Source organism: Affinundibacterium fentianense, assembly GCF_018139545.1.
Taxonomy (GTDB): Bacteria; Pseudomonadota; Gammaproteobacteria; order Burkholderiales; family Burkholderiaceae_D; genus Undibacterium; species Undibacterium fentianense.
Window position 1 is genome coordinate 612,664 of sequence record NZ_JAGSPJ010000001.1, and the last position, 20,390, is coordinate 633,053.

A 20,390-nucleotide genomic window follows, 5' to 3' on the forward strand; every position below is an offset into this window, starting at 1 on the left:
GGAATACGAATCGAATCAGTCCCACCGAAACTTAATATCAAATCATTTGCGGATCGGGACAATACGACCATCTCAGGTGTTATGGCGGCACCCAATTGCAATATATCTCCACCTTGATTAGAACTCTCATTCAATGTATCGACACCATCACCTACATTAAACTGGAAGGTATCGCTCCCTGATCCACCATTGAGGGTGTCGTTACCTGCTCCGCCAATCAAGGTGTCGTCACCACTATTTCCAATCAAAGTATCATTGTCTGCGCCACCATCTAGTACGTCATTGGACCCAGCTCCAGTCAATGTGTCCGAACCGGCAAATCCATTGATACGATTTGCCATTCCGGTCAATCCCGTCAAGCTATCAATTCCACTAGTTCCGTTATAGGTAACTTTCGATGCGACAGCAGCATAATCCCAGATCGTACTGTCATCGAATTTGATTTGTTCAATAGCGCCATAATTCGTATTTCCATAAAAATACGAATTTATACGAATCGAATCAGCGCCTCCAAAGCTCAATATCAAATCATCACCCGATCTCAATGGCTCGGTCGTCGTTGTTGTGATAACAGCTCCAAATTGCAAAACATCTGTGCCCTGTGCAGAAACCTCGTTAATAGTATCAATGCCATCGCCAAGGTTGAATTGGTAGGTATCATTGCCAATACCGCCTTTGAGCGTGTCATTACCGCCACCGCCAATCAATATGTCGTCGCCATCACCTCCATCCAACACGTCAGCTAGAGATCCGCCCGTTAATGTGTCATTTCCTACTAATCCATTAATGCGATTTGTTGCATCAGATAAGCCAGTTAGGGTGTCCGCAGTGCTTGTACCGTTATAGGTAATTTTCGAGGTAATCGTCGCATAGTCCCAAATCGTGCCGTCGTTAAATTTCACTTGTTCAACGGTTCCAAAATTTCCATTACCGACAAAATAAGATGTGATTCTAATTGAGTCCGCACCGCCAAAACTCAAGATCAAATCGCTGCCAGATCGCACAACCGCACTAATGGAAGCGCTAATGGACGAACCGAGTTTTAAGATATCGGTACCTTGATCCGAACGCTCATTGATCGTATCAATCCCATCACTAAGATTAAATTGATAGGTATCATTTCCTAGGCCACCATTAAGAACATCATTCCCGGAAGCACCGGTCAAAATATCATCGCCATCACCGCCATCTAAGGCATCAGAAAATGCACTACCCGTTAACGTATCGTTGCCATCTAAGCCGTTAATACGATTTGCCGCATCACTTACTCCGGTCAAGATATCTGCACCAATCGTGCCATTGTATATGAGTCTTGACGCAACAGCAGCGTAGTCCCAAATCGTTCCGTCGCTAAACTTCACTTGTTCAACCGCACCGTAGTTCGCGTTTCCAGAAAAATAAGAGGTAATTCGAATTGAATCGGCCCCACCAAAACTCAAAATCAGGTCATCGTCAGAACGCGCTGCTAGAGTCATTACTGGAGTGATGGTCACACCTAACTGCAATACATCCGTACCCTGCAATTTGTTTTCATTAATCGTATCAATGCCATCACCTTCATTATATTGATACGAATCATTACCTAAGCCACCTTTTAGGACATCATTTCCTAAACCGCCAACCAAGATGTCATCGCCATCACCGCCATCTAAAATATCGTCGTCGCTTGCACCAGTAATGCTGTCACTGCCAGCTAATCCATTAATACGATTAGTGGTGTCCGACAAACCAGTCAAATTATCCGCACCACTTGTCCCAGAATAAGTAATCTTAGAGGTAATCGTTGCATAATCCCAGGCGGTGCCGTCAGCAAATTTCACTTGTTCAATCGTACCGTAGTTTGAATTACCTGCGAAATAGGAGGCAATTCGAATTGAATCTGCACCTCCAAAGCTGAACAACAAATCGTTATCGGAGCGCGATACGATAGTCATTGCAGGCGTAATGCTTGCACCTAACTGCGATACATCTGAGCCTTGACCACTCGCCTCGTTGATCGTATCAATGCCATCACCTAAGTTAAATTGATATGTGTCGTTTCCGATGCCACCATTTAGAATATCGTTGCCGATACCACCAATTAATGTGTCGTCACCTGCATTACCATTGAGCGTATCGTCGCCAGTGCCACCATCTAGGACATCGCCTAAAATCGAACCGTTCAAGATGTCGTTACCAGCCAATCCATACAGGTGATTTGGCGCGTCTGACAAGCCACTTAGTGTATCTGCGCCACTCGTACCGTTCACCGTGAGCTTCGAAGCAATGCTCAAATAATCCCACATTGTTCCATCAGCAAATTTTACTTGCTCAATGGTTCCGTAGTTCCCATTGCCAGAGAAATTCGAACTAATTCGAATAGAATCTGCACCACCGAAACTCAGCATCAAATCATTACCTAATTTTGACACTACCGTCATGGCGGGCGTAATGTTGGTACCTAATTGCAGACCATCCGCACCTTGTGCAGTACTTTCGTTAATCGTATCAACACCATCACCAAGGTTAAATTGATACGTATCATTTCCTAGGCCACCAATAAGAACATCATTACCTATGCCACCGGCCAACATATCATCGCCATCACCGCCATCTAAGACATCAGCGAAAGGACCGCCCGTTAAAGTATCGTTACCTTCTAAGCCACTAATATGATTTGCCGCATCGCTTACACCGGTCAAAATGTCTGCACCACTCGTGCCGTTGTATACAAGTTTTGAGGCAATAGCAGCATAATCCCAAATCGTGCCGTCACTAAACTTCACTTGTTCAACCGTACCGTAGTTCGCGTTTCCAGAAAAATAGGAAGTAATTTGAATCGAATCGGCTCCACCAAAACTCAATAACAAATCATTTCCTGAGCGAGTCAAAATAGTCATCGCTGGCATAATAGTGGCACCGAGTTGCAGCACGTCCGTACCTTGCTCACTCAACTCATTAATCGTATCAACGCCATCACCTAAGTTATACTGGTACGTATCATTGCCAAGGCCGCCATTGAGCACATCGTTGCCCGCTCCGCCAGTTAAACTGTCGTCACCTGCAAGCGCGTTAAGCGCATCATCACCCTCAAGCCCCTTTATTGTGTCCGGACCATCTGTTCCTGTTAGTGTGTCTGATCCAATCGTTCCAGTAATAGAAGTATCCGCCATTAAAACCTTGAGCGAAAACACATCGAAAATAGTAAGACCTGCTGTATCTTTAGCACTCACTTTGATATTCAATGTCGCGCTATCAATAGGTGTTCCGGAGAAAGTTTTTGTAGCGCTATTAAATTGTAACCAAGCGGGCAAATTACTTCCGTCTTCAAGCGTTGCGCTCAATGTCAAGGTGTCACCAATATCTGGGTCAGTGAAACTTCCGTTAGTAATGGTGTAGGAATAAGCAGCTTGCGTCGTTATAGTTTGATCTGGCACGGGAATATTCAATACTGGACTGGCATCATCATTTTGAACCGTCAGCATGAAAGACTGGTTCACACTCAACCCAGATTTATCAGTGCCAATAAGAGAAAGTTCTAACACTCCCAAGTTGGAAACTGATGGAAGACCAGAAATAAGACGCGTGTTGTTATCAAAATTTAGCCATGTAGGCAAAACTGAGCCGTCTTTCATTTTGAGACTATAAGTGACGCTATCGCCCAAATCATTGTCAACAATTGTATTTGCTGGCACTGCAATAGAAACTCTATTGTTTGGATGCACAACAACGTTAGACATGGTCAGATTATTTATAGGTGCATGATTAATCAAGAACGAAGAAATCTTCGCAAAGTCCCAGCTGGTTCCGTCAGAAAATTGAAGCTTGTCGATCGTACCGTTGTTAGCATCAACCACGAAGTAATCTTTGATTCGCACAGAATCAGTGCTAGCAACGTGCAATATCAGATCACTATTTTGCCTTTCCACTGTCATACCAGAAGGCAAAATACCTGCGCCGAAAACTAAGGTATCCGTACCCTGATTTACTTTTTCAATAATCGTGTCGCTACCGTCACCAAGATTAATTTCGTAGGTGTCATCTCCCGTGCCACCCAATAACTGGTCATCCCCCGTACCGCCAACCAAAGCATCGTTGAGATTTCCACCATAGATCGTGTCATTCCCGCCCAGACCAAGCAAGCGATTTGCCTGTCCATTCACGCCCAATAGGGTATCCGCATTTTCAGTACTGACTGAAAACTTATTACGCACATCAACATTCGTCCACTTCACGCCATCTGCAAACAGAATATTTTCTATTGTATTACCGTCAAAATAGCTACGAATTCGAACTGAATCAGTCGCATTAAATTGAAGAATGAGATCGGTACCGTCAACAGCTAACACCGTATCCACTGCATTCAAGCCCGTACCTAATTGCAGCGTATCTGTTCCATACGATGCAATGCTTGATTCAATAATCGTATCCGCATCATCGCCTTTATAAAAAATATAGGTGTCATTCCCAAAAAATCCATTGAGGGTGTCGTTTCCTTTCCCACCAATTAAAGTATCAGCCTGCTCCGCACCTACAATGACATCGTTGCCGCCTAAACTATTGATGGTATTTGCCACTCCCATTTGTCCAAATAACTTATCATCACCTTCACTAGGATTTAGACTAAATTTCGAATTGAAGTACGCCTTATCCCAAACGACGTTATTGGAAAATTTAATTAATTCAACACCACCTCCTAAAAAATAGAGTGGCATGCGAATGCTATTGTTCACATCAAAAGTTAAAATAAGATCGTAATTTTCAATGGTAGCCGTGGTTGTTTCTGGCAAAATTCCACTACCAAGTTGCAAGGTATCCACACTACCATTCGCTAGCGAAGGCGATTCATTGACTATATCTTTACCATCACCTAAATTATAAATATAAGTATCATCGCCAGCACCGCCATCAATACTATCGTCACCAACACCGCCATCAATCAAATCATTGCCATCTTGCCCTTGCAAGGTATCATTCCCTACACCACCATAAATCATGTCATCACCAGCACCACCTAACAGTATGTCGTTGCCTCCATTTCCATAAACGAAGTCATTGCCTGCACTACCACCAAAGACATTTGCATTCTCATCGCCAATGAAAGTTTTTCCTACTTTGTTAATGATGTCTGAGCTAGTCCAAGTCGTGCCATCCGAAAAATTCAATTCATCGATCATATTGTCGGCGCCAAAAGACGCTCCGGGCGCGAAGAATCCTAGAACCGTAATTTTGTCGCTTGTTCCATTGATTGAAACAATTAAATCTTGCCCGGCGCCATCACCTGAACGGCTAATTTGTACATCGCCAGGTGAAACCGTCGTATCAAATTTAATATGATCAGTTGAACTTAACGTGCCGGTATTTCTGATCGTATCTTGCCCCATGCCACGTCCAAAAACATAGGCAGATCCATATCCAGAGATTAAGCTATCATTCCCTATTCCGCCTATGAGTGTGCTGGCAAAACCCTTAAGTATGTCATTGCCTTCACCACCATCTAGCAGATTGTCACTTTGATCTAGACCGGTTTCCAAGTAATCATTTCCAGCACCTCCATAAATTTGGTCATCGTTGCCACCGCCACCATAGAGATGATCGTCACCACCAGCACCATTAATTACATTTTCATTCGCATCGCCATAAATGATATTCGCTGAATCATCACCAAGAAATACCATCGTACTAATTTTTTCTAGGTCCCATTTAGTACCATCCGAAAATCGAATTTGATCAATGGGTGTTGATCCCGCTAGGCCTAGTAAAAAATTAAAGAATCCGTCGATCCGAATTGAGTCAGTACTACCTCTGATTGAGACAATTAAGTCGGTCTTATTATTAGGGTCTTGCAACACAGTTACATCAGAAGGAGTCACATCGGCAAGCATTGATATGAAATCAAAATCAGCGCTACTATTGGATGCCAAAATTTCATCTTGCCCCATTCCGTGTCCAAACACATAGGTATCGTTACCTCCATTACCTACGAGAATGTCATTACCGAGACCACCTATTAACGTATCGTCACCATCACCGCCATTAAGGTTATCATCCGCAGAGCCAGCATCTAAGATGTCATCACCAAAACCACCATTCAATTGATCGGAACCATCGTCACCAACAATTTGATCGTTCCCATCATCACCATTCAAAGTATCTACGCCGCTGCCTCCACGAATATTATCGTTACCAACACCACCATAGATTTCATCTTTAAAGTCCCCACCTACTATGGTGTCATCACCGTTTTCACCATAAATTATATTCAAACCACTACCACCAAAAATCTGATCAGCTCCATCTCCACCATATAAATGATCTGAGCCATCTCCACCATAAATGGTGTCATTTTTCAAACCACCCAAGATCTGACCAGCTTCGGTAATACCAAAAATCATATTTGCAAGGTTCAAATAACCTTGGGTCGTGCTATTTGCGTTCCCATACAAAGTAACAAAAGGAAAGTGTGCGAATAAATGAGCATAGTCCCATATAACCCCATCAGAAAAGGTAACCTGATCGATACGACTTTCATCGTAATTAATTCCAAAGAAACCTTTTATGGTGATTGAATCGTTTGTTTCTTTGATCCTAAAGATCAGATCTACACCATCGCTGTTATTTGAACGCACAAGAACAATATCTTCAGGTGCGATACCAATACCAAATTTAATCGTATTTACACTTGGTTGCTCAGAATAAGAATCGATTGAATCTGCGCCATCACCTCTGGAGAACAAAATTGTATTGTTACCACCACGAGTTTGTATTACATCGTTACCAGTACCCCCTTCAAAAAAATCATCGCCGTCGCCCGCTAAGAGTTCATCCTCTCCATCACCGCCGTGCAATTCATTATTCCCAGCGTCGCCCAACAAATGATCACTTCCATCACCACCGCTCAAAGTATCGTCACTTGATCCACCTCTTATAACATCATCGCTCGCGAAGCCCACAATTTTATTTGAAACGGAAAAATCTCCTGCAATTTCAGTTTGCATTTGATAACCTTGATCAACAAGAATTCTAACGATAGCGCGGTAATCCCAAGCACTACCATCACTAAATCTAATTTGTGTTATGACTTCCGTCGAAGGTGTGAATTTCTGAGTAGTAAAATAATCAAAGATGTTAACACTTTGTCCAATACCAAAACCGAGTATCAAAGCATTACTTTGCTTTGACACTTTAATGATGTCTTTTGTAATTCCCGCACCGAATTTTAGTACATCATTCTCATTTCCATTTCCCAACAAAATGACATCAGCACCATCTCCAACGTTATAGACAAACGTGTCGTTACCAGTATTCCCTTGCAATTGATCATTACCGTGGTCACCAACAATTACATCGTCTCCTGCATATCCAATGATTAAGTCGTCTCCGTCACCGCCATTAAGGTAGTCATAACCATTTTTTCCAAAAATCCGATCATTTCCACCTAGTCCAAATACTACGTCACCAATATTTTTTGAATCTAGAACCTCACCATTTGTCAAGGCCGATGTAATTAGCGCGTTAAATTCGGGATCATTTGGATCAAAACTCCCAACGAACTCATCAAAATTTGAATTTGCAACCAGATTTCTGTTTAAAAGCAATAACACAAACTCATGAAAAATTTTACTGCCCGAACTAGGTTCGTTTATTATTGCATTCTTAAGAATTGACACCGTTGGCAATAGATCTGCAATCAATTCTTGCGTTGTCGAACTTCGTGAAAATTTAATCGCGTCATATATTGGTTTCAGCGAAGTTTGGCTTAGCCACTCACAGTACAAGTTAGCAACAAGAAGGTCATATTTGGCATTAAGAGCCGAACTTTCTTGAGGTCCACCAGTCGGGACTCCACCCGTTACTTGTTTAGAAAATTGACGCCCTCCAAATTGCTCTAGTACTGTAAGTTTTTGAGCGTTAAAAGCGCCACGACTATTTACTTCGACACGATCAGCACCCGTCCACTTAAATAAAATTTGTTCAAAAATATCGGTTTTGTTATTTTCAAAAGTAGCACTGAGCATCTCTCGCACAAGCGTTTCGAGTTTGCCACTGCTATCTCGCGCCAATGCTTGATGTAAATCATAAACTTTTCCATCTCCTCGCAGATTCGGCAATATAGCAATTGAATCTGGAATATCAATTTCAACGTCAGGAAAAGAAGTTCCTAGATATGAATCAAACCAAATGTCAGACACCTTATAGGAAATTCCATTATTGGCGGTATAGCTACCATTTTGTCTGTGAGCATTGTTTTGCGCATCAATATATGTAGACGATGTATAACTGATTCCGATCGATGTCACGCCGACAGTATCTAAAGAAAACAACTCGCCTGTATTCGTGTAGCCGTTTGCATCAAGATCACGCCAGATTTTCAATTTTATCCAATCCAAATCCTTAACATCAACCACGCCATCGAAATTTGAATCATATTCTTTCAATGCATCAAAACCGTTGGCTGCATATGAGCCATTCGCCAAGAAGGTATTATTCCCAAACAATTCGTTGCCGTTATCTACAGTGCCATTACCATTTTTATCGACAACGAGTAACCCATCGTTGGGTCCAATCCACCCTGTTCTCTCGGAAAAACCATCGTCTTGATGGTCAAAGAACGCAGCACCATCCCGTCGCCTTGTCTCGATTATTTCATCTCTGTTCAAATCTAAGACCAAAGGGGAAACCATGTACTCAGCAAAATCAAAAGGATCAGGAAAACCCTTGTCATCCCGAAGTACTATTCCCAAATTAAATTGCTTAAAATCTTTTACTGTGATCTTGCCATCAATTATTAAATCACCACCATCCCAATCATATGTGTGCTTTCCATCTCTACTTTTATAAACAGAATCTCCTTTTTTTCGAAAACCACCAGTCAAACGAATACCGTCAACAAGTATTTTTCCCTTTTCGTCAATAATTACATCCAGACCATCTCCCGTTTTATAAGTGTATCGATCAAAACCATTACCACCGATCAAAACATCGTCACCTTCGCCACCATCAAGCGCATCATCACCGTCACCGCCCAAGGTAATATCCTTACCAGCCCCCCCAAACAATTTATCATTTCCATCATTACCTTCAAGATAATCGTCGCCTTGGTTTCCTTCAACCTGATCATCACCTCCGCCACCATATATGGCATCGTCATTTTCACCGCCAAGAATATCGATTTCGCTGTTTTCAGAGCCAAATTTAAGATACCTCTCAACATCCGACATTCCGCCGATTCGGAATTTAATTTCGGACAAGCGATCTTCCACATTCCACAAAAATTGGAGGCTATTATCGAACGAATAATTTCCATCGTTACGAAAATTTTTATAGTTAATCCATGAAAGCATTTGCGCACGATCAGTCAAAAACCGCTCGCTGAAATTTTCAAGACCTTTACCGCGATCATTCCCATCAAGCGCATTGTCGGCATCCCATTTCTTTTTTAGTGTTTCGTGCACGCTTCCCAATGTATTAATCACTGTTGCATCATTTGATTTCAAAAACAATGGCAACAAAAAATAAGTATTTAAGAAAAATGAAAAATCATCTCTCGCCATTTGTGCATCACCTGCAGAACAGGTAATTAGAAATTTACCGTTCAAATTTAATTCATCAATTTTCTTTCCTATTTCACTAATTCGTTTATGAAGCGCTTCCCTGTCATTGATGTCAGCCCATGTACCGCCAGATGGATTTCCTTGCAAAGGATATACGGCATATCCAAGTAATTTGCTCAACGAATTTAAGACATTCTCTAACACATCACCTTCCGCCAATCCTTGTGCGCCGACGATTATATTGCCCACTTGCCCTGGGTCGGATTCCTCGCCTTGTACTCGCCTTTGAAGATTAGAAGCAATTTGGAATATCGAACTCAAGCTAGCAGGAGTCGCATTGGGATCAAGTGTTGTCAGTAGATGTTGAACACGCAGAGAATCTACTAATAGGACCAAGCTATGCGTATCGCCAAAGTCAGTTTTTGCGTAATTTGGAACAAGTAACTTCGTTTCACCAAATAAAAAATTTGATTCCCCAAAAACTGAACCAACATAGCCATTACGCCAAAGTGGTTGATCTTCAATATAGATCGGCACACCACTACCATAATGGTGCTGCGAGTTAGCTACTGCAGATGGATACGGATTTCCATATAAATTGACCACTGGACTCATATAAGAGTTTTGGATATACGTACGGGGGTTTTCATACGCTTGGCCTAGACCATCAAGAATTCCGGACTTATACGATTGCGTCATTTTCGATGCACGCAAAATGCCAAGTTGATAGTCGAGATTAATGGCACCAATACTTGGTATCGAAACCGGCCCCGCATTATCACCTAGACCTGACGGAATGCCATTATTTACGCGTGTAGCTTCATCAAAAATCAATTTCATGCGTAAAACTGCATTCTTTAAAATGCGAAGTTGATCGACTCTTTGCGTTTGCACTACAGAATTTTGGATTTCATTTGCTTGGGCAATTTCGAATAATATTCTGCTATTGGCTCTAGACAAGTCACTATCATCGATAGTCAAGGAATTCAACGTCGGCCGAATATCTTGATAAATCTGCCTTGCGATCTCGTCGTTAAATAAGTCTACATTCCCATTAATTTTGCTTACATAAAACTGATTTAATGCGCCTGTCAAACTTTGACCCGGTAAAACTTCGCCGACACCAGCACCGTTAAACGTAAAAGTATTTGTAATCGGGTTACTTGACCGAACACCATTTGATACCTCTTCCGCCATCAACATATTAAACGACGTTGCAATCGATGCACCTAAACTATAACCAGTTAAATTAAACTGTTTTCCGCCAGCAAGTGGTCCGTTAGGTACTGACAAGCGATCATACCAATCGACCATGTCATTTAGCTGACCAAAAGCAAAGCCGAATTCCTTCAATTCTAAAGTGTTAGTCGCTTCGTTATCACGCGCCGCATCATCAATAAATTCGGTCGAACGTACCGACATGACCAGTTCACCTTCTACATAACCTAATGCTTCGTTTGATTGCGTGCATTTAAATAAAGTGCCGCTAAATCCAGTTGTGGTGTTGGAGATGTGTTCGATTACTGTCCAAAAATTGCCGAAATCTCTGGCTAATTCTGGTGGGAATTTGCTGGCATGTGTATTGCCTATTTTTAAATTTTCAATATCCAATAACCCGCCAACTTTTCTACCAGGGACTCCGTCTTGTACGACACCAAATAATGACTCTGCGGCCATTTGTAAATTCGCGTATTTCAAGTATTGTGTAATTTGATTTGGCATAGCGATTAATCCTTCTTCGGTTTTAATACTTGGTCTACAAAAAAGCGAACTGATGTGTTAGGCCACAATTTATCATTAGGGCAAAGTAGAGCGAAACGCCATGGCTGCCGAGCGTGCGCAAGGCTTCCCTGACCGGGCTCATAGACATATCGAATTTTTTCCGCCAAGATCTCTTTCGTTTCTTCATCCTTTACAGTTATTTTTACTCCGGCAATCCACAATTTTCGATCGTCTGGATCGATAAAATTCACTAATTCGACTGAATAGCGCGCAACACGTCCCGTTACCAAATCCTTAGACAAATCACGAAAAATTGCTTGATATTTATAACGAAATATCCGATGTTCATCGTCTATCACATCGACAAATCGATACCCAGGCAAAACATCTTGTTTCATGTATCTAAGTTGTGGACGAGGATCACTTGTCACATATCCACGAGACTCTCGCTTGTCTTCGTGATGCTCCCATCCTAAAAACTCTTCAATATATCCATTCGCCTGCCGTTCATGGGCCAACGCCGCATCAGGCCAATTTGGATCCTCAACCTCCGTTCCTTGTTCATCTGGTCGAACGTTCCTCAACAATATTCCCTCGACGTCATCGACCGTACGATAGATTTTCTCGCCAGAACTTTGACAACGCAGTTGAAACTGCGCCTGCACTTTGTCCATATGCGACTTCCAAACTTGTTGCTCTTGATATCTCAGATAAAAATAATATGCCACAGGCAATACCAAACATACCAATGCCAAAACAATACAGACAATCTTCCACCACCACCCGTCAATCGTAAACAAAATGATGGCAATTACCCCTAAAACAAAGAGCCAATACAATACGCCTATGCCCTGTAAGGCCGCACCAAACGGCGTAAGGTCTAATGGTGTTCCAGTTAGCATAAATATTCCTTATCAGTTTTCTTCATATTTTGAAGACCAAAAGATTTTGCATTTCTAAACAATTTCTGATTTTGTGTAGGCCTCGTTGGCTTCGACGTCTGAACGCATTCTTCCTACTTTACGCGTTCGTTCTCCTGATGAACGTGATCTTGCGACATCAACACTTCTACTAATACAAACAATTCGGGGCTTTGGGCATAGTTCAAAATAATAGTTTTTCGCGCTACCTTTCCCTACCTGCTTCATTAATCGCCTTCTGCACAGGCGACAACAAATATTCCAACACACTACGTCTACCCTGATTGATCTCCGCTACAATTTGCATCCCCGCATTGAGCTGATGTTTATTACCTTGTGCATCAATCAAACTCTGTTGATCCAATTGAATGCGTGCCTTATAAGTCGCGATCGTACTGGCGTAGTTTTCATTCGTGCCTGCCGCATTGGAGTTGTTGCCCGTCGTGTGAGGTTTATTTACTTCAGTCGCATCGGCACTGAGATGGGTGAGCGTTCCACTTAACATGCCAAATCGTTGAAACGGATAAGTCGCGATTTTGACTTGTACTGCTTGACCGACCTCAACAAAACCTACGTCTTCGTTTTTAATATTGACGTCGGCATATAGTTGTTCATCTTTCGGAACTAGGGTCATGAGGACACTGCCAGGTTGCGCCACTGCACCAACCGTGGTGGTGGCAATGTCTTTAATGGTTCCGTCTTGCGGAGCTTTGAGCTCCATCAAACCTTGCTTGTAACTGCTTTTAGCGAGATTGGGTTGGATCTGTCCAATCTTTTGTTGGATATCAGCAAGTTCCTTTTGTAGCTCGGATTGGTAAGTACTTTTGAGTTGGATGATGCGTTTTTGTTGGGCGATGATGGTGGCGTTAAGTGCAGCGATTGTGGCTTGTTGGGCGTCGAGATTCTTTTGGGTTTCGATGGCAGCACGCTGTTTTTCTGCACTTTGTGATTGCGTGACTATGCCTTCTTTCTCCAAATCAGCATAAGCATCAGCAGTCTTCTTGTGTGAAGGTAAGGTTTGTTCGTATTTACTTAAAATCTCTATCGCGCTCTTGCGTTCGTGTTCTGCTTTTTGGAGTAATGCGAGTTCTTGATCTACGTTATCGCGATGATTTTTTCTGTGGGCTAGGTATTGATCGTAGATTTGCTTGAAGAGGCTCAAGTCGTCACCTGCTTTGTTTTGCATGGGGACGTCGTTGAGTTCAGCTTGTATTCTGCGCACTTGCATTTGTTGGGTGTGTAGATCATGGTTAATACTGCTTTGATCGGCATTGGCTAAGGTGGTATCTAGTCGTGCTATGACCTGGCCTGCTTTGACGCTGTCGCCTTCGTTGACTAAAAGTTCTTTAATGATTCCTGATTCTGCAGGTTGCACGATTTTTACTAAGGTTTGCGGGACTAATTTTCCTTCGCTACTGGCAATGATGTCGAGTTTGCCAAATGCTGCCCAGATAACGAGGATGAAGACTAGCATCGAGACTGACCATAGGACGATGCGACCAATTTGACTTGGTGGATTATTTTGAATTAGTTGTAGTGGATCGTGCCAGCGCGTGGGTGGACGCAATTGCACGACCTGTGAGGTGGTCGCATTGCTTGATGCTTGTGTTGACGACACAGATTGATGGGCGCTTGTTTGATTCATTCTTTTTGCTGTGGTTTGTTTTAGTTTGTTTTAGTTTGTTTTGCTCTGATATACGTTCGTCGGTGTTAATGTTTAGCTGCCGACTGCGGTTGCTAATGCAACACGCTGCGCACCTTGAGCTCCTAATCGATACACGGCATCGACATGCAAGCCTTTGGGCAGTCCATGCGTGATAAAGAGCATCGTGACTTTGCCACGCAGGCTATTGATAGTTTGCGCAAAATGTTCGGCGGTGTGGGTATCTAAGGCACTGGTTGCTTCGTCAAAGACCAAAATACTAGGACGTTTAAGTAAAGCGCGGGCAATGGCGATGCGTTGTTTTTGTCCGCCCGATAGTCCAGCCCCACGTTCGCCGATCTCGGTTTGATAGCCTCTGGGGAGCGCTTCTATGGTTTGGTGAATCTCTGCCATTTTGCAAGCAGCAGCAATTTGTTCGAAACTGGCGTTTGGGCTCGCCATTTGCAGATTGTCATAAATGGTACCGGAGAATAGCGTGGTCTCTTGGGGTACCACACCGAAGTGAGCGCGTAGTTCATTAGCGGATAAATAGCGAATATCAACGTCATCGACTAAGATACGTCCGGCAGTCGGTTGATAGAAGCCTTGCAAGAGTTTAGCGAGCGTACTTTTGCCACATCCGGATGGTCCCATGATGCCGATGGTTTGACCTGGCTCCACCGTGATACTGAGGTTGTCATAGACCAGTGGTAATTCTTCAGCGTATTTGAAAGCGATTTGTTCAATCTGCACTCTGCCACTCTTTTTACCATCACGACTTGGCATCATGGAATAAGGTTCTGTGGGCGCATTCATTAAATCCCCCAAACGATCGACAGACAAACGCGCTTGTTGAAATTGCTGCCAAAGTCCCACTAAACGTAGCATGGGTTGTGATAAACGTCCTGAGAACATTTGAAAGGCAACCAGCATGCCGATGGTGAATTCCTTACTGTGCATGACGGTATAAGCACCAATCGCAAGAATGAGCAAGGTCATGATTTGCTCTAACAAATTAGAGACCGTGTTGTAGGTATTGGCAAGTTGTTTGGTGTCGAAACCAGCTTGCAGATAGCTGGCTAAATAGCCGCTGTATTTGCTATTGAGTTGCGGTTCTAGTTGTAGTGATTTGACGGTTTCTAAGCCAACGATGTATTCAGTCATAAAGGCTTGATTGCGGGCTCCGAGTTGAAATTGTTGTTGCAACTTGGTTTGAAACATAGGTGCGACGATAGCACTCAGCGTCACGATCACGGCGAGGACGGCTAATACGATCAAGGTCAGCGTGACGCTGTAATAAAACATGATGGCAACGAAGATCAGCAAAAATGGCAAATCCAAGATGATCGTGACGGCCGCACTGGCAATAAATTCGCGTATGGTTTCTACACCGTGCATACGCGCTGAAATCACGCCCGTAGAACGGTGTTGAAAGTACAGTGGCGGGAGTTTAAACAGACGTTCAAACACGGCAGAGCCTAACACAGCGTCAACGCGATTACCTGTGTGTAAAATCAAATACTGACGCAACCATGAAAGCGCCGCCGAAAAAATCATGAAGACCAACATGCCAATTGCGATAACGATCAAAGTGCTTTGAGTGCGATGGACAACAACTTTGTCGATGATGGCTTGGGTGAACAAAGGCGTGGCTAAAGCAATGAGTTGAATCACCAGTGAAGCAAGTAGAATTTCTTGCCAAAGCTTTTGATGCTTTAAAAGTTCTGGGATAAACCAGCGAAAGCCAAATCGTCGTGTTTGGCGTTCTTGTTCCGCACTATCCGCGTCTATCCCCATATCGATCTTGGGTGTCACTCGCGTAATTTGGCCTGAATAACGTTGTTGGAATTGTTCTAAGGTGATGGTGTGCGGTGCAGCGTCGGTTTGCTCCACCACTAATACGTGCATCCCGTCTGCTTGCAGGATTAATGCAGGTGTAATGAAGTGATCTACATTTGCTGCGCTATTAATTTCATGCTCAGGCGGCGCTGACTCTCGACACCAAGCAATGAGAGGAAAAGATTCTTTAAGTAGTTTTTTGATAGAACATTGGTGAGCAGTTATCAAAAAACCAGTTTGCTCCAACATAGCATGCAAGGATTGATTGCTGTACGGCGCAGCGCATTGTTGTTCTGCCAACTCGAGTGAGAAGGGCTTTCTATGCAGCGCACACAAGCCTTGCAGCACCCAGAAGAAGGTATTTTGTCGGAGTTCTTGAAAATTCATTGCGATCACGCTCATCACAAAAATTACTTTATGAGCATGACTTTATAGCAATTTAAATGATTATCAATGTCAACTTGACATTAAAAGTAAAATATTTTCAAGTAATTTAATTAATTTAATTTCATCAAGAGATTTCCATTTGGCAATACCATCCTTGAAAATATTAATTCGTCCGAAATGAATTTCCAAATCGACGAAAATTGATTCATTCGGAACCTAATCCCGCAAGTGACAATAATGAATGGAACCAACAATCAAGACACCACGATCGCCCACCTCACGCGAAGGCGCATTGCATTTGACCATGGCATTAGTTCTTCGCTGTGTGGTATCAGTCGTAGCGAAACATACGATCGATAGTATTCGATGCGCGATGCCGACCGCCAGCCTTGGCTTGACAGCGAACTGCAGAACAATAGTGCGTACTTCTACGTCAACAAATTCAAGACGACTCTTGCGACCGAGGGCTCCGAATAAAACGTGGAATGAAATCGGACCACAGCGACTCCCAAAAATGCGTTCAACGACCTCAAAATATTTGAGAGAATTTGACCTTTTCATCATCCTGCTAGCGCATGAGTTTATCTGCGCACAGGTGATGGAAAAGAGACTCAGCAATCCGACCAACGAACACGCGTTAAGCTACATGTAGAGGAGGAAATTTCATGGCCGACAAGACAAAGTCGACTATAGGAAGCCCTTGGGACAATGAATATTTTGAAGTCGATAAAACGATGCCAACAATTGCACGATGTGATTACATCGCGCGACTCACATAAAACGAGCATACCAAAGTACAAAAAGAAAAAGCCCTAGATTTCTCTAGGGCTTTTTCAATAATACTGGCGGAAGCGGTGAGATTCGAACTCACGAAGGGCTCTCACCCTCGCTAGTTTTCAAGACTAGTGCCTTCAACCACTCGGCCACACTTCCTTATCTATACTTCACTAGCAAATGACACTGCTTAAACAAGTCATCTTCTAAGCCCGAAATTATATCTGTTTTTTTTCATTTGAGGGAGAATTTATCAAATAAATTTATGAAATATGCGTGGGCAAACTCAATTTCTTTGCGATCAATTGTGCAAAAGCATCGACATCCAATGGCCTCGAGAATAAGTAGCCTTGTATTTCATCGCACCCCATTTTCTGTAGAAAGGAAAATTGCTCGCGATTTTCAACGCCTTCCGCAATCACTCGATGCTTCATTTGTTTTGCCATGCTGATGATTGCACTAGCGATCGCACAGTCATCAACATCATCTGGGATGCCCTGAATAAATGAGCGATCAATTTTTAAGGTATCAATTGGAAATTTCTTAAGATAGGACAAACTCGAGAATCCGGTGCCAAAATCATCTAGGGCTAACTTCACGCCTTGCGCGGTGATTTCGTTCATAATCCTGACAACCCCATCTGCATTTTGCATCAACATACTCTCCGTTATCTCAAGCTCCAACCATGCTGGGGAAATTTGATGTTTGCGTAAAGCGTGTTCAATTCGCTCAGGCAAGGATGACGTAAATTCTTTAGCCGAGACATTCACTGCAATCGGGAAGGCGAGAACGCCTTCGTCTTGCCAGCGTTTAGCTTGTGCACAGGCAGCATCTAAAACCCATGCATCGATTTGTAGAATGAGATTGGTCTCTTCAGCGACACCGATAAACTCTATCGGAGAAATAATGCCGTCTTTTGGATGCGCCCATCGTATCAAAGCTTCGGCACCAATTACCGCACCAGAATGAATATCAACTTTGGGTTGATACAGTAAGAAAAATTCGTCATTTTGCAATGCTCTGCGAATACCAGACTCCAAATACAAGCGCCCTGCGATTAAGCGATTCATTTCCACATCGTAGAAGGCATAACTACCGCTCGCTTTTTCACTTTGTCGTTTGGCTTTGAACATCGCAATGTCAGCCTTTTGGAGCAAAGCCTCGGCGTCCTCACCATCTTGGGGATAAATACTAATACCAATACTCGCCCCAAGTCTTAATTCATGATTTTCGATTTGAAAAACCTGCTCTAGGGTTGCAAGCATCTTTTGCGCAACTAGCCCGGTGTGAAAATGTTGCTTGACGTCGTGCAGCGCGACCGCAAACTCGTCACTGCCCAATCTTGCGATGACATCGTTCTCGCGCAATGCAGAACGAAATCGCTGTGCAACTTGAATCAAGAGCTGATCGCCAACATTGTGCCCCAAGGTATCATTGATGGGTTTAAATCGGTTGAGATCGATAAACATCACCGACATCGAAACCTCATTGCGTTGGCTTTGTTGCAGCACATTATCAATCAACTTTTTGAATAAAGTTCGATTCGGTAAATCAGTTAAGGGATCGTAATAGGCAAGGTGATTAATTTTTTCTTCTGAGCGTTTTCGTTCCGTGATATCGGTCAAGTAACCGATCATTCCAATCGGAATATTTTTTTCGTCGTTTAATGTCGACAGACTCAAACTAGCCCAAAAAATTTCGCCGTTTTTCTTCCGACGGCGTACTTCCATTTCACGCCCGCCTTGCTCTAAGAAGATGTCACGATTACTGTCGTCATCGACTTCTTCGTTCTCATATAAAAACAAAATGTTTTGGCCGACAGCTTCATTCGCGGAATAACCAAAAAGTTTTTCAGCTCCCAAATTCCAGCTCAATATAAATCCAGCCAAATCCATCGTGATGACGGATTCGTGGATCTGATCCAATATTTGAGAATGAAGCGATTGCGCTCGAATTGCAGCATCAAATTTGGTATGTAGAACTAATTTTGATGAGAATAATTGTGCGGTCAGAGCAGTAAGATAATTTAGTTTATCTAAATCAGATTCTGAAATGTGCCCATGTTTTCCAGATAGGACAAAATAATTTTCAGCAACAATTTGGCGACAGACAGAATCATCAGTCGAAATCGGCAGCGTCCTTCTGAATTCTAAATTTGCTTCGTCGAAAATTTGTTTCGCAAGCCGATTCAAGGCAGACTCAAGTTCGTCATCAGCAAAGCACATGATAGCTTCGCAAAGCTCAGCACCAATCCTCAGATCTTGTAGCAAGCCGGTCGATGAACGCATTACATGTCCTGACAAACTTGATTTACCCAACTATACGCTTGAATCAAATGCTCATAATAGGAGTCGATCGGAAGTCGCTTGTCGTCGCTATTTTCGGCAGTATTAGAAGTGCCGATTCGGTCCGCCTTCTCGGCCAGCTTGAGAAAGGCGCCAAGTTGACCGCTCCTCTCTAACAAAGCGTCGCGCACCTCATCTGGCAGGCTTAAAGGCTTGAGAATCTCCCACATCGGACACGCAAACAGCAAGTCCAATAAAGAAAACATGCCCACCATAAAGGCAGCATCTTGCGCATCTCGATCACCGCCCTCGCCGCGAATACATGCTTCCATGAAACTCGCGCGAAATGCAGCACGCAACATCAGCGGATTTAAACTATTTCCCTGACCATGCTGACGTGCATAGAGAAGCAATTGCAACCAACGCTGCAGCTGACGCCGTCCAAGTAGGCTAATCGCTTGAATAAAACTATTCACTTTGACAGTTTGCGCAAACGCTGCAGAACTGACCAATTTAAACAGCATGAATGACAATGCTGGATCTTGTTTAAATAAGGCTTCCAGCTCGCGGGAATCCGCATCCTTCGCAACCAAACCCAACAACTTTAAGAGCCTTGCACGGGCGCTGGGATCTGCCGTGCGCGTATGGTTCGAACTAGAAAACGCGTAATCCCCTGAAAAAAAACTAAAGCCCGCGTTATGCGCCTGTTCAAAGCTCTGCACAGAATGGAGATTTTTTGCCAAGTGCTGACTACTTTGAAGACTAAACAACCAAGGCTGTACGTGAAATGGAACGCCATTGGTGCAATCGACTCCAATCCCACGAGTATCAGCCCACAGCAATTGAGCCTTCGATTGAAAGTCATCGACAATGATCCTAACTCCTGACTGCTGCCAATGTTTTAGTCTCTGTTGCGATTCTTTGGTATTACAACAGGATTCGAGAATGCAAAGCACAACACTCTTGGCAAATTCGCGCTTTTCGAAATCACCTGGCAGACTCATTGGATCTGCGATGTCAATAAAAAGAAACAAGCCTGGCAATTTTTCAAAAAGCCCCAAAGTGCTCATCTGCGCTAAAAATTGGAGGCTTGTTTGATCATCGCTTGTAGAAAATTGTGGGTATAAACCGACCAGCTTCTGTTGGCTATTAACAATCGGCAAAACCTTGGCGATCGGCATCATTGAACGCGTATTCCCTGTTTTATGTGTTTTTTATAATCAAATGCTTTAAAGCAATTTATATCCTGATAGTAAGTTGAAAATTACACAATTGCAAGTGCATTTTT

General features: G+C 43.1%; 6 protein-coding genes and 1 tRNA gene. All 7 read right to left on the reverse strand.

Annotated elements, in window-relative coordinates; all coding sequences use genetic code 11:
• Positions 1 to 11,255: calcium-binding protein (locus tag KDM90_RS18225; protein ID WP_329605284.1), on the reverse strand; the 11,255-nt coding region annotated here is incomplete at its 3' end.
• Positions 11,256 to 11,260: 5 nt separating this feature from the next.
• On the reverse strand, positions 11,261 to 12,157 hold the full coding sequence (locus KDM90_RS02785) for a hypothetical protein (RefSeq protein ID WP_212674033.1): 897 nt from the start codon (positions 12,155 to 12,157) through the stop codon (positions 11,261 to 11,263).
• Between the two features lie 223 nt (positions 12,158 to 12,380).
• Positions 12,381 to 13,820 carry an HlyD family type I secretion periplasmic adaptor subunit gene (locus KDM90_RS02790; protein WP_212674034.1) on the reverse strand — a complete coding sequence of 480 codons (1,440 nt, stop codon included), beginning with the start codon at positions 13,818 to 13,820 and terminating at the stop codon, positions 12,381 to 12,383.
• 72 nt (positions 13,821 to 13,892) lie between these two features.
• Positions 13,893 to 16,043 carry a peptidase domain-containing ABC transporter gene (locus tag KDM90_RS02795; RefSeq protein WP_230409563.1) on the reverse strand — a complete coding sequence of 717 codons (2,151 nt, stop codon included), beginning with the start codon at positions 16,041 to 16,043 and terminating at the stop codon, positions 13,893 to 13,895.
• Positions 16,044 to 16,886: 843 nt separating this feature from the next.
• Positions 16,887 to 16,976, reverse strand: a tRNA-Ser gene (locus KDM90_RS02800).
• A 104-nt stretch (positions 16,977 to 17,080) separates the two neighbouring features.
• A complete protein-coding gene (locus KDM90_RS02805; protein ID WP_212674036.1) occupies positions 17,081 to 19,105 on the reverse strand; it encodes a putative bifunctional diguanylate cyclase/phosphodiesterase in 2,025 nt (674 codons plus the stop codon).
• Positions 19,105 to 20,286, reverse strand: coding sequence for an EAL and HDOD domain-containing protein (locus KDM90_RS02810; protein ID WP_212674037.1), 1,182 nt, complete (start codon positions 20,284 to 20,286; stop codon positions 19,105 to 19,107). Before KDM90_RS02810 ends, KDM90_RS02805 begins: the two co-directional genes overlap by 1 nt.
• Positions 20,287 to 20,390 lie beyond the last annotated feature (104 nt).

What these genes read in the sequence shown, in the direction of transcription:
- KDM90_RS02795 (WP_230409563.1), bottom strand. Translation starts at nt 16,043, where the DNA reads ATGAATTTTCAAGAACTCCGACAAAATACCTTCTTCTGGGTGCTGCAA.
- KDM90_RS02790 (WP_212674034.1), bottom strand. Translation starts at nt 13,820, where the DNA reads ATGAATCAAACAAGCGCCCATCAATCTGTGTCGTCAACACAAGCATCA.
- KDM90_RS02810 (WP_212674037.1), bottom strand. Translation starts at nt 20,286, where the DNA reads ATGATGCCGATCGCCAAGGTTTTGCCGATTGTTAATAGCCAACAGAAG.
- KDM90_RS02785 (WP_212674033.1), bottom strand. Translation starts at nt 12,157, where the DNA reads ATGCTAACTGGAACACCATTAGACCTTACGCCGTTTGGTGCGGCCTTA.
- KDM90_RS02805 (WP_212674036.1), bottom strand. Translation starts at nt 19,105, where the DNA reads ATGCGTTCATCGACCGGCTTGCTACAAGATCTGAGGATTGGTGCTGAG.